This is a genomic window from Streptococcus oralis (assembly GCF_016028255.1).
Lineage (GTDB): Bacteria > Bacillota > Bacilli > Lactobacillales > Streptococcaceae > Streptococcus > Streptococcus oralis_AC.
Genome location: NZ_CP065707.1, coordinates 1,307,986 through 1,323,385, shown reverse-complemented (window position 1 = coordinate 1,323,385; position 15,400 = coordinate 1,307,986). Strand labels below are relative to the sequence as shown.

Annotated in this window: 18 protein-coding genes; 6 read left to right on the top strand and 12 right to left on the bottom strand. The window is 40.4% G+C overall.

Annotated features, from left to right (window positions below):
* Positions 1-3 precede the first annotated feature (3 nt).
* The 6 genes from I6G42_RS06475 to glmU form a co-directional block, all read right to left on the bottom strand.
* Positions 4-594, bottom strand: coding sequence for a 3'-5' exonuclease (locus I6G42_RS06475; RefSeq protein WP_038805156.1), 591 nt, complete (start codon positions 592-594; stop codon positions 4-6).
* Positions 595-675: 81 nt separating this feature from the next.
* Positions 676-1,170 (bottom strand): chromosome segregation protein RocS, encoded by a 495-nt coding sequence (gene rocS / locus I6G42_RS06470; RefSeq protein ID WP_000021247.1) that lies wholly within the window; start codon positions 1,168-1,170, stop codon positions 676-678.
* A gap of 76 nt (positions 1,171-1,246) precedes the next feature.
* Positions 1,247-1,939 carry a 5'-methylthioadenosine/adenosylhomocysteine nucleosidase gene (locus I6G42_RS06465; protein ID WP_038805155.1) on the bottom strand — a complete coding sequence of 231 codons (693 nt, stop codon included), beginning with the start codon at positions 1,937-1,939 and terminating at the stop codon, positions 1,247-1,249.
* Positions 1,940-1,954: 15 nt separating this feature from the next.
* On the bottom strand, positions 1,955-2,266 hold the full coding sequence (macP, locus tag I6G42_RS06460; protein WP_038805154.1) for a cell wall synthase accessory phosphoprotein MacP: 312 nt from the start codon (positions 2,264-2,266) through the stop codon (positions 1,955-1,957).
* 11 nt (positions 2,267-2,277) lie between these two features.
* Complete coding sequence (locus I6G42_RS06455; protein ID WP_038805153.1) at positions 2,278-2,823, bottom strand: NUDIX hydrolase; 546 nt, start codon at positions 2,821-2,823, stop codon at positions 2,278-2,280.
* A gap of 9 nt (positions 2,824-2,832) precedes the next feature.
* Positions 2,833-4,212: a bifunctional UDP-N-acetylglucosamine diphosphorylase/glucosamine-1-phosphate N-acetyltransferase GlmU gene (gene glmU, locus I6G42_RS06450; RefSeq protein WP_038805152.1), complete on the bottom strand. Its 1,380-nt coding sequence runs from the start codon at positions 4,210-4,212 to the stop codon at positions 2,833-2,835.
* Positions 4,213-4,370: 158 nt separating this feature from the next.
* Here glmU and I6G42_RS06445 point away from each other — a divergent pair, with 158 nt between their 5' ends.
* From I6G42_RS06445 to lysS, 5 genes are all read left to right on the top strand, one after another.
* The gene (locus I6G42_RS06445; RefSeq protein WP_038805151.1) at positions 4,371-5,171 is read left to right on the top strand and encodes a glycoside hydrolase family 25 protein; all 801 of its coding nucleotides are present in this window, start codon (positions 4,371-4,373) and stop codon (positions 5,169-5,171) included.
* A 106-nt stretch (positions 5,172-5,277) separates the two neighbouring features.
* Positions 5,278-6,120 carry a DUF368 domain-containing protein gene (locus tag I6G42_RS06440; RefSeq protein WP_038805150.1) on the top strand — a complete coding sequence of 281 codons (843 nt, stop codon included), beginning with the start codon at positions 5,278-5,280 and terminating at the stop codon, positions 6,118-6,120.
* Positions 6,120-6,602 carry an aminoacyl-tRNA deacylase gene (locus I6G42_RS06435; RefSeq protein ID WP_038805149.1) on the top strand — a complete coding sequence of 161 codons (483 nt, stop codon included), beginning with the start codon at positions 6,120-6,122 and terminating at the stop codon, positions 6,600-6,602. Before I6G42_RS06440 ends, I6G42_RS06435 begins: the two co-directional genes overlap by 1 nt.
* Entirely contained in the window at positions 6,602-7,225 is a 624-nt protein-coding gene (locus tag I6G42_RS06430) for a histidine phosphatase family protein (protein WP_038805148.1), read from the top strand. The genes I6G42_RS06435 and I6G42_RS06430 overlap by 1 nt, the downstream gene beginning before the upstream one ends.
* 138 nt (positions 7,226-7,363) lie before the next feature.
* Complete coding sequence (gene lysS, locus I6G42_RS06425; protein ID WP_000102438.1) at positions 7,364-8,854, top strand: lysine--tRNA ligase; 1,491 nt, start codon at positions 7,364-7,366, stop codon at positions 8,852-8,854.
* 277 nt (positions 8,855-9,131) lie between these two features.
* Here the strand turns inward: lysS and I6G42_RS06420 are convergent, their stop codons facing one another.
* The 5 genes from I6G42_RS06420 to I6G42_RS06400 form a co-directional block, all read right to left on the bottom strand.
* On the bottom strand, positions 9,132-9,968 hold the full coding sequence (locus I6G42_RS06420) for an amino acid ABC transporter substrate-binding protein (RefSeq protein ID WP_038805646.1): 837 nt from the start codon (positions 9,966-9,968) through the stop codon (positions 9,132-9,134).
* Positions 9,969-9,979: 11 nt separating this feature from the next.
* Positions 9,980-10,609, bottom strand: coding sequence for an amino acid ABC transporter ATP-binding protein (locus I6G42_RS06415; RefSeq protein ID WP_038805146.1), 630 nt, complete (start codon positions 10,607-10,609; stop codon positions 9,980-9,982).
* Between the two features lie 9 nt (positions 10,610-10,618).
* A complete protein-coding gene (locus tag I6G42_RS06410; RefSeq protein ID WP_038805144.1) occupies positions 10,619-11,260 on the bottom strand; it encodes an amino acid ABC transporter permease in 642 nt (213 codons plus the stop codon).
* A 135-nt stretch (positions 11,261-11,395) separates the two neighbouring features.
* Positions 11,396-12,625: a tetratricopeptide repeat protein gene (locus I6G42_RS06405; RefSeq protein ID WP_038805143.1), complete on the bottom strand. Its 1,230-nt coding sequence runs from the start codon at positions 12,623-12,625 to the stop codon at positions 11,396-11,398.
* A complete protein-coding gene (locus tag I6G42_RS06400; protein ID WP_038805141.1) occupies positions 12,615-13,781 on the bottom strand; it encodes an AI-2E family transporter in 1,167 nt (388 codons plus the stop codon). Before I6G42_RS06400 ends, I6G42_RS06405 begins: the two co-directional genes overlap by 11 nt.
* A gap of 143 nt (positions 13,782-13,924) precedes the next feature.
* Between I6G42_RS06400 and I6G42_RS06395 the strand changes: the two genes are divergently transcribed.
* Complete coding sequence (locus I6G42_RS06395) at positions 13,925-14,938, top strand: lactonase family protein (protein WP_038805140.1); 1,014 nt, start codon at positions 13,925-13,927, stop codon at positions 14,936-14,938.
* 42 nt (positions 14,939-14,980) lie between these two features.
* On the opposite strand, the gene I6G42_RS06390 is transcribed toward I6G42_RS06395, so the two are convergent.
* Complete coding sequence (locus I6G42_RS06390; protein WP_038805138.1) at positions 14,981-15,400, bottom strand: F0F1 ATP synthase subunit epsilon; 420 nt, start codon at positions 15,398-15,400, stop codon at positions 14,981-14,983.

The following is a 15,400-nucleotide window of genomic DNA, read 5'->3' as shown; positions in this document are numbered from 1 at the left end:
CTCCTAGTCTAGAAATTGAGATAAGTCTAGCCCACCAAAAGGATTCATGGATAGATTACTCTGTTCTTCTAACAATAGTTTTCCTTCGTCAGACTCCAAAAAAGTTTCATAAACACGCGCTGTCATGCGGGCATCTTCTAAACTATTATGTGACTTACCATGAAAGCCTAAGAAATTCGCCACAGTTTGCAATTTAAGATTAGCTATGCCGTGTAGGTCAGAACTACGGCGTTCAAAAGCCTCATCATATAGGTCGACCTTGTACTGGTCACGATAGTCCAAGCCATGCTCCAAGAGAATAGGTAAATCACTCTTGGATGCATTGTATCCAACGATAGGTGAATTGCCAACAAAAGCCTGAAAGTCTTGTAAAACTTGTTCTACTTTTGGCGCATCTTTCAAGGTTTCAGCTGTAATTCCTGTCAAACCATTAATAAAACTCTTTAAAGGCACGCTGGTATAGACATAAGAATCAAAGGCACCTATCTCTTGACCATCTTGAAAACGAACTGCTGATACCTGAATTAAATGAGTAACCCCTTCGTGTTGATTGAATTCTAAGTCAAAGGCGATATAGTCTCTTAATTTTTCCATCTTTTACCTCAATTCCGACTCAATTTAAACTATAAATAATAAAAGAAGCTATTAGGTTAGTGAATAACCCAAACAGCTTCTTTATTTTCCTCCAAATAGGCGAGCAAAAAAACCTTTTTTGGTTGCTTGGACTTCTTCTTTTGCTTGGTCTAACTCTAGTTTCAAGCTTTCTTGATCCTTCATAGCTTGAAGAGTTAACTGTTGCTGTTGGTCCAATTGTTTGTCCTTTTCTGCAATCTGACGGTCTTTGATGCGCATCTGCTCATCTTTTTCTGCCAGTTGCTGGTCCTTGGCCTTGAGTTGCTCGTACAAACGAAGAATTTCAGCATTTTTCTCATCGACCAAGATTTCCATCAGTTCGCGTTGTTTGACATCATCACTGACTGGTTCATCTTCAAAAATCGTTTTTTTGTAGATTTCTTCTAGCTTGATTAAGCCACTTCGAGTAACTACTGTTACACCTTTGTCATTTTTTTTCGTGTCTTCTTCGGGAAGTTCTTTAACACGATTGTTGATTGCCTGACGAGATAGTCCTAAGACCTCTGCAATCTCGCTGACGGTCATTTCAATACTCATAATATCCTCTGAAACGTTTTCTAGCTTTTCTTTATTTAAATCTTATCATAAGCTAGATAAACTGTCAAATTTCCGCTTAATTCAAGGCCTTTAAAAAGGCTAGTAAGACTTGGGCCGAACGACGTCCAGCTTCGATAATAAACTCATCAAAAGAGATAGAGGCTTCGTGATTGGCATTGTCACTCATAGCACGAATGACGAGGAAAGGTAGGCCAAGAGTCTGAGCCGCTTGAGCAATGGCCGCCCCTTCCATTTCAACTGCTAAAACAGCTGGAAAGTGGGATTTGATACTAGCAATCTTATCATCCCCAGCTATAAAACTGTCCCCTGTAGCAATCAAGCCTAGGTGCCAAGTCTGTTCTACTTGAGATAAACTTTCTTTAATCCCAGTGATAAACTTCTGATCTGATTCAAAGTAAAGAGGTTGACCAGCCATCTGACCATAAGCATAGCCAAAAGCAGTCACATCCACATCATGGTAAGCCAACTTATCCGCAATCACTACATCTCCAACGGCAATCCCTTCTGCAAGTGCACCTGCTGATCCTGTATTAATAATGGCTTCTACTTGGAAGTGGTCAGCTAACACCGCTACACTCATAGCCGACATAACTTTCCCAATCCCACTCTGAACTAGGACAACTTCTGTCTTGCCAATAGTACCAGTGTAGTAAGTATTTCCTAAGACTTGGACTTCTTTGGGTTTATCCAAATTCTGAGTCAAATATAGGAGCTCTTCTGGCATGGCAGCAATGATTCCAATTTTCATTTCATTTCCTTTCAATTACAAGAGTTTCATTGCCAAAACTAGCAAAATCAAAAGTAGGATGACTGCAAACAAGATGCGATTGAGTTTCGAATTAAAAACATTTCTCTTAGTGTTCTCAATGCGGCGGCTCTTATGAATCGTTGGTTCTACTTCGATTGTAAGTGTATCTTGACTAAAACCGCGGTCTCTAGAACGTGAATTACCAAAATGTTGTGAAGACGTTGGTAGGATCTTGGTTTCCTCATCATCTTGAAGAGGTGGTCCTGAGATTTTCTCACCTCGGTTGGCACGTTCAATCATTTCGTCTGTTAATAAAGGTTTTCCCATGGGTTTCTCCTCTATTTCTTTTGTAGTTCCCAGTACTGGATTGCCATGATAGTCTTGGCATCACAGATATGGCCTGACTGGATCAGGTTCTTGGCCTCCTCTAGACTCACTTCTAGAACTTCCAAGGTTTCATCATCATCTTGTGGGCGAGGATTTTCTACCTTGACCAAATCACTAGCGAGGTAGAGTTTTAGTTTTTCATTACAAAATCCAATCGCAGAATAGAAATCGTACAACAGTTCTAACCTACCAGTGTAGGCAACTTCTTCTTCCAATTCACGGAGGGCAGCTGCCATTGGATCTGCATTTTCACCAAGTTCTAGTTTTCCTGCGGGAATCTCATAAGAGACGGCCTCGATAGCCTTTCGGTATTGCTTAACGAGGACAATTTTATCCTCAGTTGTCACGGCTAGAACACAAACGGCTCCATTGTGAAAAATCAGGTCACGTTGGGCAGTACCCTTTCCTTCTGGTAGTTCTACCTGGTCTTGTACTAGTTTGAAAATAGGACCTTGATAGATTTCCTTTCGGTGAATCGTTTTTTCTTCAAATTCCATGACAAACTCCTACTGGTTCTTAGGATGATGAGGTAAGCGTGTTGCGTACTCGTCTTTGTTAACTTGTCGTCCACGACCGATAGCAACGGCATCAGCAGGAACATTCTTGGTAATGGTTGAACCCGCTCCAACCAGAGAATTATCCCCAAGTTCTACAGGAGCAATAATAGTTGAGTTTGAGCCAACAAAGACATTATTGCCAATGACAGTTTTGTATTTATTTTTGCCATCGTAGTTGACTGTAATAGTTCCTGCACCAAAATTAACGTTGCTGCCCACTTCACAGTTTCCGATATAGGTCAAATGACCTGCCTTGGTATTTTCACCGATTGAAGAGCCTTTAACTTCTACGAAGTTACCAATGTGAACTTGGGAAGCTAGGCTTGAACCTGGACGAATGTGGGCATAGGGGCCGACTGTCACACCGTCCGCAACACTACTTTCCTCAATCATAGAATTCGTAATCACAGCTCCAGCTCCAATGGTGCTATCCACGATATAAGTCCCATTTGTTAAAATGGTCTCCGCACCAATCTTCGTTTGACCTTTCAAGGTAACGTTGGCTTCAATTTGGACTTCAGGAGCAATCTCAACATCAATGTCAATGTAAGTTGCTTCTGGATTAACAAAGCTGACACCATTGACCATATGTTTTTGATTGATACGGCGGCGCATCACTGCTTCCGCAGTCGCAAGAGCTACACGGTCATTTACCCCAAGACTTTCATCAAAATCCTTGAGAGTATAAGCGCCAACCTTCTCACCCGCATTACGGAAAATACCAATCACATCAGTAATATAGTATTCACCTTGAGCATTGTTAGTGTTGATATTTTTAAGGGCTTCAAAAAGACGTTCATTATCGAAAACATAAGTACCAGTATTGATTTCCTTGATTTGTTTTTCAAAGTCTGTGGCATCTTTCTGCTCAACAATACGAAGAACTTCAGCGTTATCGTTACGGACGATTCGACCATATCCAAAAGGATCAGCTGCTTCAGCTGTTAAAATCGTCGCAACATTTTTGTGATTGATATGGAAATCCAAGAGGTTTTTCAAGCTTTCACCTGTAATCAGAGGTGTATCCCCAGCGATAACCAAGGTGTGCCCAGTGCGATTTTGGAGAATGGGCTCTGCCATCATGACAGCATGCCCAGTTCCTAGTTGTTCTGATTGGGTAACAAAGTCTGTCTGACCAGCCAAGACTTGCTCAACTAGCTCAGCCTTGTGACCAACTACAGTAACTGTTTTTTCAGGTTGAATAGCACCAACACTACGAAAAACATGTTCCAACATCGAAATTCCTGCTACTTTATGAAGTACCTTTGGAAGATCTGATTTCATGCGAGTACCTTTACCCGCTGCTAAAATAATGGCATAATTTGACATACTATTCTCTTTTCTGTAAAAATTCCCTTATATTATACCATAATTTTACTTTTAAAGAACAAACAAACAGGTGCTTTCCTGAAAATCTCCCCTACTTGTCTACATTTCTAGACTGTTTCCTTTGATTTTTTTAAATTTTTACGATAAACTAAATAAATATGAGAAAACAAATTCATCCTGCTATTATTTTTAGTTTATTTGGAATTTTCATAGCGATTTTACTCCTCAACAAACCAAGTTTTGAGGACCATCCTGTCAAAACTAAACCAAATTCTCTTCAAGTTGAAACACAAGCCTTGCATAATCTTGACAAACCCATTATCGACGTCTCTGGTTGGCAAAGACCTGAGGAGATCAACTACGACACCTTATCTCAAAACATTTCTGGTGTTATCGTTCGCGTGCACAATGGGGCTCAGCACACTGAAACAAATGATGCTGCCTTTATCAATGGTGTCGATAAAGCCTATAAAAATCATATAGCAGAATTTCAAAAACGGAATGTCCCTGTGGGGGTTTATGCCTATGTAGCTGGAAAAAATAAGGAAGAAATGGAGAAGGCTGCTGAAGTCTTCTACAACGCTGCTTCTCCCTACAATCCTAGCTACTACTGGTTAGATGTTGAAGAAAAAACAATGTCCGATATGAATGAAGGTGTTGAAGCCTTTCGTGCCAAACTGGCAGCTCTCGGCGCTAAAAATATCGGTATCTACGTTGGGGTTTACTTCATGCAAGAGCATAGTATCAATACAGATAAGTTCACTGCTATTTGGATCCCCTCCTATGGAACAGACTCAGGTTATTTTGAAACGAAACCAAATACCGATCTGGACTACGATCTCCACCAGTACACTTCTAAGGGGAGAATTGCAGGATTTGAACATCATTTGGACATCAATTTGATTTCTACTGCTAAAGAGAAGGAAGAAACCTTCAGAAAACTATTTTTAAGGCCATAAGACAAGTGAAAATAACAAACTTTTTCACTTGTTTTTTCATTTTCTCCCCGTCTGTGTTATAATTGATAGCATAGAGAAAGAATTTTATGAAATTGAGGATTTTATTATGTTTTCATGGATTGCACGAGTTATTAAAGGAATCGTCATCGCATTAGGATTTATCCTACCGGGAATTTCTGGCGGTGTTTTAGCAGCTATTTTGGGTATTTACGAGCGAATGATTGGCTTTCTGGCTCACCCCTTTAAAGATTTTAAAGAGAATGTCCTTTACTTTATCCCAGTAGCTATCGGGATGTTGCTTGGGATTGGTTTATTTTCCTATCCGATCGAGTATTTGCTAGAAAATTACCAAGTCTATGTTTTGTGGAGCTTTGCTGGAGCTATCATCGGTACAGTTCCTAGCCTCCTTAAAGAATCTACTCGAGAGTCTGATCGTGATAAGATTGACCTAGTCTGGTTCTGGACTACCTTTATCATTTCAGGATTGGGTCTTTACGCGCTCAATTTTGTCGTAGGGTCACTCAGTGCTAGTTTTGCAAACTTCATCTTAGCAGGTGTTCTTTTAGCTCTTGGTGTCTTGGTGCCTGGTTTAAGTCCGTCAAATCTACTTTTGATTTTGGGACTGTACGCTCCAATGCTGACTGGTTTTAAGACCTTTGATTTGTTTGGTACCTTCCTTCCTATCGGGATTGGTGCAGGAGCAACCCTCATTATCTTTTCAAAATTAATGGATCACGCCTTGAACAACTACCACTCCCGTGTTTATCACTTTATCATTGGGATTGTGCTTTCAAGCACCCTCTTAATTTTGATCCCAAATGCCGGAAATGCTGAAAGTATCCAATACACTGGGCTTTCTATTGTGAGCTATGTTCTCGTTGCCTTCTTCTTTGCGCTTGGTATTTGGCTTGGTATCTGGATGAGTCAATTGGAGGATAAGTATAAATAATGGCAAAGAAAGTTAAGATTAAAAAAACCTTGGTCGAGCAGATCTTGACCAAGGCAGGTATTGACCATACTGGTATTCAAATCAATGCGCTTGAAGGAGAACTTCCTCCTGAATACGACCGAAAACAGATTTTTAAAACCTTGGCTCTTTTGGGAGACAAGACAGGACCGATTATTGGAATTGTTCCCATAACGGAACACCTGTCTGAGAAAAAACTAGCAAAGGTTTCTGGCAATAAAAAAGTAAGCATGATTCCTCAAAAAGATTTGGAAAAAACGACAGGCTATGTTCATGGAGCTAACAACCCTGTCGGTATTCGTCAGAAACACAATTATCCCATTTTTCTCGATAAGACTGCTTTGGACTTGAATCAAATGATTGTCTCTGCTGGGGAAATTGGCCACAGCATTATCGTCGCGCCACAAGACTTAGCCAGCTTTGTAAAAGCGGATTTTGCTGATATCTTGGAGGAAAGTAAGTAATGAAACTCTATTTTGTCCGTCATGGTCGCACCCTCTGGAATCTTGAAGGACGTTTTCAAGGTGCTAGTGGTGACTCTCCCCTTCTTCCAGAGTCTATTGATATCCTAAAGCAACTTGGCCAGTATCTTAAGGATATTCCTTTTGATCAGATTTATTCAAGTGATTTACCTCGAGCAGTCAAATCTGCTGAGATTATCCAAAGCCAACTCCAGGCCCCTTGTCCTTTAAAGAGCATTCCTGACTTACGTGAATGGCAACTTGGCAAACTAGAGGGATTAAAAATCGCTACGCTCAATGCCATCTACCCACAACAAATCAAGGCCTTTCGCTCTAATCTGGCTCAGTTTGATACGAAGATGTTTGAAGCGGAATCCCTCTACTCTACGACTCAGCGTACTGTTCAATTTATCAAATCTCTGAAAGAAAGTTCGGCTGAAAACATTCTAATCGTTGGTCACGGTGCAAATCTCACTGCTAGCCTACGTACTCTTCTAGGCTATAAAGAGGCTCATCTTCGCAAAGATGGAGGCTTGGCCAATGCTAGTCTGACAGTTTTAGAGACTAATGATTTTGAAACCTTCACTCTGGAAAGATGGAATGACACTTCCTATCAAGAAAAATAATGGAACTTGATCTTAATGGTCAAGTTCTTTTTAGTTTTCAAAGAATATCCGTGAATTTCTCGGCTATTTATGATAAAATGAGAGTATCGCAAAAAATGACTCATCGTATCAAATTTTGAGTAAAATTAGGAGGAACCCATGTCTACAGAACATATGGAAGAACTAAATGACCAGCAGATCGTTCGCCGTGAAAAAATGGCTGCGCTCCGTGAACAAGGAATCGATCCCTTCGGAAAACGTTTTGAACGTACTGCTAACTCTCAAGAACTTAAAGACAAATTTGCAGAACTTGATAAAGAACAACTACACGAATTAAACGAGACTGCTACAATTGCTGGACGCTTGGTAACTAAACGTGGTAAAGGGAAAGTCGGCTTTGCCCATCTCCAAGATCGTGAAGGTCAAATTCAGATTTACGTTCGTAAAGACGAAGTTGGTGAAGAAAACTACGAAATCTTCAAAAAGGCTGACCTTGGTGACTTCCTTGGTGTCGAAGGTGAAGTCATGCGTACAGATATGGGAGAGCTCTCTATCAAGGCAACTCACATTACACACTTGTCTAAAGCACTTCGCCCACTTCCAGAGAAATTCCACGGTTTGACTGACGTTGAAACAATTTACCGTAAACGTTACCTTGACTTGATTTCTAACCGTGAAAGCTTTGAACGTTTTGTCACTCGTTCAAAAATCATCTCTGAAATCCGTCGTTATCTTGATCAAAAAGGTTTCCTTGAAGTGGAAACACCTGTCCTCCACAACGAAGCTGGGGGCGCTGCTGCTCGTCCATTTATCACTCACCACAATGCACAGAACATTGACATGGTGCTTCGTATCGCGACCGAGCTTCACTTGAAACGTCTTATCGTTGGTGGTATGGAACGTGTCTATGAAATTGGCCGTATCTTCCGTAACGAAGGAATGGATGCTACTCACAACCCTGAGTTCACTTCTATCGAAGTTTACCAAGCTTATGCGGATTTCCAAGATATCATGGACTTGACGGAAGGTATTATCCAACACGCTGCTAAGGCAGTTAAGGGTGATGGTCCTGTTAACTACCAAGGAACTGAAATTAAGATCAACGAACCATTTAAACGTGTTCACATGGTAGATGCTATCAAGGAAATTACTGGTGTAGACTTCTGGCAAGACATGACTTTCGAGGAAGCTAAAGCTATCGCTGCTGAGAAGAAAGTTCCAGTTGAAAAACATTACACTGAAGTTGGTCACATCATCAATGCATTCTTTGAAGAATTTGTTGAAGAAACCTTGATCCAACCAACCTTTGTCTACGGTCATCCAGTAGCTGTCTCTCCACTCGCTAAGAAAAATCCTGAAGACGAACGCTTTACAGACCGTTTCGAGCTCTTCATCATGACCAAAGAGTACGGTAATGCCTTTACTGAGCTCAACGACCCAATCGACCAGCTTAGCCGTTTCGAAGCCCAAGCAAAAGCTAAAGAACTTGGTGACGATGAAGCAACAGGTATCGACTACGACTACATCGAGGCTCTTGAATACGGTATGCCACCAACAGGTGGTTTGGGTATCGGTATCGACCGTCTCTGCATGCTCCTCACTGATACAACTACTATCCGTGATGTATTGCTCTTCCCAACAATGAAATAACCCCTTATCCTCTGGTTTTTGCCAGAGGTTTTTTTGATAAGAAAAGAGACTCAATTTGAGGAAAAAATTTAGAAAATCTTTCCAGAATATAGTGAAATGAAATAAAATCTGAACAAATTGATTGGAAAAGTCAAATCAATTTCTAGCAATGTTTTAGAAGTCACAGTATACTATTCCAGATTTAATACGCTATATTAAATGGCTATCATGCGCTTTCCCAATTGATAAAAAGACTACGTTTTGCTAATCAAAACGCAGTCTCATCCACTATTTTATCTCACTGTCCTTCTTGTACTTCTTTGGTTGCTACATCTTCTCCAAACCATTTTTGACTGATTTCTTGGAACTTACCATCCTTATAAAGACTAGAAAATCCTTCATTTATCTTATTAACCAGAGTTGTATCTTCCTTACGTGCTCCAACTGCAAAAGCTTCTGTTTCTAGTCCAACTGTAAAGACATTATAATCGTTTAAAACGCCTTCTGCTTCTAAATAATAGTTTGCATAGACACGATCAATCAATAGGCCGTCAATTCGATCGTTTTTCAAATCAATCAAGGCTTCATTAAAGGTTTGGTATTGATTCGCTTCATTATTAGCGACAATATCCTTCAAAATCGCTGGCTTTCCTTCAAAGTCCGCATAACCAGATGAACCAGCTTGAGCTCCCAAAGTCTTTCCAGTCATATCTTTTACAGTCGTGATACCTGACGATTTCTTAGTAACCAATACCTGCTCATTCTTCATATATGAGTTACTGAATGCTACCTTTTCACGACGTTCGTCTGTAGCGGAATAGCCATTCCAAATCAGATCAATCGTTCCTTTTGTCAATTCAGCTTCTTTCAAATCCCAATCAATCGGTTGCCAATTTACCGTAATTCCGTATTTTTCAAAAACAGCTGTAGCTAAATCAATATCAAATCCTGCATAGGAACCATCTTTCTGAGCAAATCCCATTGGAACAAAAGTACTATCAAACCCAATAGTAATAGACTTGTTAGACTCGTACTTAGACCAATTATCTCCACTAGTTTCACTAGAATTTTTCCCACAAGCTACTAAGAACAAAGCAGTCATTAGACTGACTAATACAAGCATCAATTTTTTCATCATTTTTCCTCCTATTTAGGCTCTACTTTTAATAATACATCCGCAATATTTTCAGCGAATTGTAAATCGTGGGTAACCACAATTTGCGTCATCCCAAGTTCCCTATTTTGCAAAATCAGTTTTTCCACTTCCAAGCGCAATTCTGGATCCAAGGCAGAAGTTGGTTCATCGTAACCAATGATTTCTGGGTCAATCATCATAGCACGCGCCAAGGCCACCCGCTGCTTTTGCCCACCTGATAATGAAAATGGATAAGCATCTGCGTGCCCTGCTAGTCCTAACTGTTCCAAGAGTACACGCGCCTTCTTCTCAGCCTCTTCCTGCTTCATTCCCATAGTTTTCACAGGCGATAGGGTCAAATTGTCCAGAACTGATAAATGAGGGAAAAGTTGAAAATCTTGGAAGACAAATCCTAGTAGGTTGCGCTTTTCTAGTTCGTCTAAAGCTAGCGATTCGCCGTTATAGTAAATTTCCCCTGAATCGATTGTTTCCAATCCAGCTAACATACGTAATAAGGTTGTTTTTCCGCCTCCTGATGGACCTACGATTGCCAGGATTTGCTTTTCAGGAATTGATAGGCTGAAATTAGTTAAGATTTGTTTGCCACCAAAGGCCTTGTTGATGTTTCGTAATTCTAACATGGCAACCTCCTATCTATAGTAACTGTACTTCTTCTCAACTTTTTTGGCAAGGATAGTCACAATACCAATCAAAATCAAGTAAATTGCTCCTGCCAAGAACATAGGAATCAGACTAGCATCACGGTTGGCTGCTGTACGACTAGCCAAAATCAAATCTGAAATACCTAAGGCATAGACCAAAGAAGTATCCTTGACCAAACTCATGACTTCATTAAATACACTAGGAAGAACAATTTTGGTCACCTGTGGTAAGATAATATAGCGCACTGTGGCAAAAGGGCTAAACTTCAAGACCTTAGCAGCCTCATATTGCCCCTTAGGAATAGTATCAATCCCTCCACGGAAGATTTCAGCAAAGTAAGCTGCATAATTCAAAACAAAGGCAATAATAGCCGCAGGAAGGCGATCCAAACGAATCCCAATATTTGGAAGCACATAATAGATAAAGATCAATTGTAAGAGCAAGGGTGTTCCTCGCATGATCCAGATATAAATGTTGATCAGATAATGGAGGAGTTTCCAATGGACTTGCAAGGCAAAAGCAATCAAAACGCCCAAGGGAATAGAAAAAATCAAGACCAGTGCAAAAACCTGTAAAGTCATGCTTGCACCGCTCAATAAACTCGGTAATATCTCAAACAAATAAGACATACTGCACCTCCTAAAAATAATTGTTCCTATTATAGCATAAATAAACAATTTATCAAGGGTTATTGTAAAAAAATTCTATTTCTTTCAAAAAACGTATCTGACAAATTGACAGATACGTTTTTTGAGAGATAACTTTTAAAGTGTTTCTAAGAGTTCTTGCATCTGAACATCATCTGGGACTAGTTTTAAACAGGCTTCGGCTTGCACTTTGGCTTCTTCAAAATATCCCAATTCACGCAAGAGATAGCTATATTGCTCCAGAAACTCTGGATTGTCCTTGAGGTCAGACGATAGTTCTTGATAGAGCTCATAGGCCTTATCTAAATCCTCGATTTTCTGGTAAGAGCGTGCAATCATCCACTTGGTCAGGAGGTTTTCAGGTTCTTGACTTTGGAGAGCGATGATATCCTCATACCGCTCTTGTTCCATATAAATGGTTGCGAGACGAAGGAAAATTTCTTCTGTATCCTCTGCATCTTCTTTGGCAGTAAGGAGAAACTGCTCTGCAGCACCAGAATCATGCAATTCATACGAAAACTGTGAGGCTGCTAGCAAGAGACGAGTCTCAAATGGATTTTTCTCCAAACCTTGTTTAGCGATACGGAGAGCTTCTTCTATCTGATGTTCCTTGTGCAAAGCTTGACTATAACCATACTCATATCCTTCAAAATCTGGTGAAATGGTATCAATCTGCTTAAAGTAAAGAACAGATTTTTGATACTCTTCTTGGTCAAAGTAAAGACTAGCCAGTTCAAAAGCAGTTTGGTCATCGTATTCTAGTTCTAAGGCTTTTTCTAAGAACTCAGTTGCAGCTTCAAACTTGCCTAACTGGGCATAAGCGTAGCCAATTCGTTGATAGGTTGATACGCCCGTTTGCTCATAGATGGAGCGATTGTCTAATTGAGCATAGCCCTGAATGGCTTCCTGATAATTTCCTAACTCGCTATCCAACTCAGCCAAACCAAAAAGTAATAAGGCATCATCTGAGTAATTTAAGGCTTCCAGTAACTTTTCGCGTGCTACATCTGTCAATCCTTCCAACTGATAGAGGTCTGCCTTCAAGGCCAAGGCCGATACGTACCAGTCACTTTCGGGTGTGATTTCCTCAAGGTAAGCAAAAGCTTCCTCAACATTGCCATCCTCGCTAGCAATGCTTGCTAAGTTCAGATTCACTTCTGGAAATTCTGTAACGATATTTTGGTAAATTTCTTTTGCTTGAGGATAAAAGCCAATTCCCTCTAGATAGCTTGCTAGTTCGTAAAGAACTTCACTTGAATCTGTTTCGAGGGCTTTGTGATAATACTGATCCGCCTTGGTTAAATCCTGTTCATCCAGAGCCTGGAGCATGCGTTGACTATTGTTCACTCTTGATTTCCTCCCCCTTTTCTTCATACAAGCCGCTGACTTTTTTATACCAGTTAAAGATAGCTGAGATAACGACCTTGGCAGAGGCATAGACAGGGATTCCCAGCAAGACTCCCCAAATACCAAACATAGAACCTGAAGTTAGGAGAACAAAGAGGACATTGATCGGATGGATGTTTAGCTGACTACCCAAAATAAGCGGAGAAACGAAGCGACCTTCAATCGTTTGTTCAACAATAAAGACAATAATCACTTTCAAAAGCATCACAGGTCCTGCAATCAAGCCCAAAACCAGAGCAGGCAACATCGCTAGAAAACTACCCAGGTAAGGTACTAGATTGAGGATACCAGCCGTAATACCAAGAGTCACAGCATATCTGAGATCAATAATCTTAAAGAAGATAATAAACATAATTGCCACGATAATAGCAACTGTAACCTGCCCTCTAACGTAGTTTGATAACTGTTTATTAACATCTGACAAAACTTGTCCGACAGGTTCTTTTAACTTGTTTGGGATGAATTTAGTTAGGTAATCCCGCAAGCCTTTCCCATCTCTCAAAAGATAAAAGAGCATAAAGGGTACGATAATGACCGCTACAATCACCTGAGAAACACTACTGATAAAGGCGCTGACCCAGTTAACGGCTTGAGAAGAAATTTTGCTGGCCCATATCGTTGCTTCTGTAGAAACATTTGCAAGAACCTGCTCCAACTGCGGTCTAAAATCATCTGGCAAGCGTTTGGTTACAAGGTCATTGATAACCATATCAGCATCCTTAAGATAAGTCGGCACATTCTTCGCAAAATTTAAGACTTGGCGTTGCAGATTAGGAATTGCGACTGCCAGCCCCCAAATGATAAAGAGTCCAATAATAACAAAAACAATACTAACGGCAAGAACACGATTGATCTTGTGTTTCTCCATCCAGTCAACAATCGGATTGAGGAGGTAATAAAGTAAACCAGATAGAATAACTGGTAACATGACAACCCCAAGAAAGTCTAAAACGGGTAAAAATATAAAACTAATCTTACTTAGAATGAAAATGTTTAGCCCCAGTAACAAGGTTACTAAAAATACAGTGATGGCTTTATTATCTAAAAACCACTTAAAAAACCAAGATAGGCTAAAATGTTTCTCTTTATGTTCCATAAATACATCCTTTCTGTCATTATTTCATTATACCATTTTTAATCTAAAATAACTCTTATTAAAGTGCTTACATAGATTAAACGAACACTTCCTGACTGTCATTTTGTGGTATAATGAACTTATCATTATTAAGAGGTATGGACATGAAAGAAACTGTTTATTTTGGAACTTATACTCGTCGCTCATCTAAAGGGATTTACAAGGCAGATTTTGATACAGAAACAGGCCAGCTTGCAAACCTTGAACTCTTTGCTGCTGAACCAAGTCCGACCTACCTTGCCTTTGACCAACAGCAACACTTATACACCGTAGGAAGCCAGGATGGCTTAGGTGGAATCGCTGCATACAAGACAGATGGCGTTTTGCTAAATCATGTGGTTGAAGAAGGCGCTCCCCATTGTTATGTGGCAGTGGATGAAAAGCGCAGTCTCGTTTACGGAGCCAACTATCACAAAGGCCAAGTTCTGGTTTATCAGCGCCAAGCAGATGGTTGTCTCATCCAAACGGACCTGGATCAGCATAGTGGACAAGGCCCTCATGAAAATCAAACTTCTCCTCATGTCCACTTTACAGATCTAACACCTGACCAGTATCTCGTCACATGTGACCTAGGTACTGACGAGGTGACGACCTATGATGTTAGCCCAGAAGGAAAACTAAGTAAGCTCCACACTTATCACAGCCAGTCTGGAGCAGGTGCTCGCCACATCGTTTTCCACCACCACTATAAGATTGCCTATCTCATTTGCGAACTAAATAGTACCATTGAAGTCTTGATTTACGATGGGGTTGGTGAATTTGAACGCATGCAAGTCATTTCAACCTTACCAGACGGCTATGAGAGATTCAATGCTACTGCAGCCATTCGTCTTTCAAAAGATGGGAAATACCTTTATGCATCCAACCGAGGTCATGATTCCATTGCCGTCTATACAATCCTCGCTGATGGCAGTCTGGAATTATTAGAGATAGTACCAACACATGGACAAAATCCACGTGATTTCGACCTAACTCCTGATCAAGAGTTTCTCATTGCTGTTCATCAAGATTCTGATAACGCAACCGTCTTTAAGCGTAATCCTGAAAGTGGTCGTCTTGCAGAACTTTCTAACGATTTCCATGTCCCAGAAGCAGTCTGCATTCACTTTGCGAACTAAGATAATCAAAAAATGAACTTGAATCTCAAGTTCATTTTTTGATTATAGTTTATTTCCGACATTAATACGGTTAATGGCACGTTGAAGAGCAATCTTAGCGCGTCGTTCTTGGTCAATTAAGTGCTTGTCTTGAGCTTCTTCAATCTCACGTTCAGCACGAAGTTTAGCACGTTGGGCACGGCTAATATCGATATCACGAGCACGTTCTGCTGAGTCTGCTACAATAGTAATGATGTCATTGGCAATCTCGATAATCCCTCCGTTCACTGCAATCCAGTTCACATGAGTATCGTCATCGATTCGTTTTACCTTTACTTCATCAACCGCTAAAACCGCAATCATATTTTCATGTCGTGGCAAGATCCCCATCTCACCATCCAGAGTTCGTACCGATACAAAGCTGGCATGGTGATCATAGACGAGGCCATCTGGTGTCACGATCTGGACAGTTAAATGAGCCAT

Bases quoted from the DNA above. Each gene is read 5' to 3' on its own strand.
- rocS (WP_000021247.1), bottom strand. From the start codon at position 1,170: ATGAGTATTGAAATGACCGTCAGCGAGATTGCAGAGGTCTTAGGACTA.
- macP (WP_038805154.1), bottom strand. From the start codon at position 2,266: ATGGGAAAACCTTTATTAACAGACGAAATGATTGAACGTGCCAACCGA.
- lysS (WP_000102438.1), top strand. From the start codon at position 7,364: ATGTCTACAGAACATATGGAAGAACTAAATGACCAGCAGATCGTTCGC.
- glmU (WP_038805152.1), bottom strand. From the start codon at position 4,212: ATGTCAAATTATGCCATTATTTTAGCAGCGGGTAAAGGTACTCGCATG.
- I6G42_RS06430 (WP_038805148.1), top strand. From the start codon at position 6,602: ATGAAACTCTATTTTGTCCGTCATGGTCGCACCCTCTGGAATCTTGAA.
- I6G42_RS06420 (WP_038805646.1), bottom strand. From the start codon at position 9,968: ATGAAAAAATTGATGCTTGTATTAGTCAGTCTAATGACTGCTTTGTTC.
- I6G42_RS06465 (WP_038805155.1), bottom strand. From the start codon at position 1,939: ATGAAAATTGGAATCATTGCTGCCATGCCAGAAGAGCTCCTATATTTG.
- I6G42_RS06415 (WP_038805146.1), bottom strand. From the start codon at position 10,609: ATGTTAGAATTACGAAACATCAACAAGGCCTTTGGTGGCAAACAAATC.
- I6G42_RS06475 (WP_038805156.1), bottom strand. From the start codon at position 594: ATGGAAAAATTAAGAGACTATATCGCCTTTGACTTAGAATTCAATCAA.
- I6G42_RS06400 (WP_038805141.1), bottom strand. From the start codon at position 13,781: ATGGAACATAAAGAGAAACATTTTAGCCTATCTTGGTTTTTTAAGTGG.
- I6G42_RS06445 (WP_038805151.1), top strand. From the start codon at position 4,371: ATGAGAAAACAAATTCATCCTGCTATTATTTTTAGTTTATTTGGAATT.
- I6G42_RS06390 (WP_038805138.1), bottom strand. From the start codon at position 15,400: ATGGCTCATTTAACTGTCCAGATCGTGACACCAGATGGCCTCGTCTAT.
- I6G42_RS06410 (WP_038805144.1), bottom strand. From the start codon at position 11,260: ATGTCTTATTTGTTTGAGATATTACCGAGTTTATTGAGCGGTGCAAGC.
- I6G42_RS06440 (WP_038805150.1), top strand. From the start codon at position 5,278: ATGTTTTCATGGATTGCACGAGTTATTAAAGGAATCGTCATCGCATTA.
- I6G42_RS06435 (WP_038805149.1), top strand. From the start codon at position 6,120: ATGGCAAAGAAAGTTAAGATTAAAAAAACCTTGGTCGAGCAGATCTTG.
- I6G42_RS06395 (WP_038805140.1), top strand. From the start codon at position 13,925: ATGAAAGAAACTGTTTATTTTGGAACTTATACTCGTCGCTCATCTAAA.
- I6G42_RS06455 (WP_038805153.1), bottom strand. From the start codon at position 2,823: ATGGAATTTGAAGAAAAAACGATTCACCGAAAGGAAATCTATCAAGGT.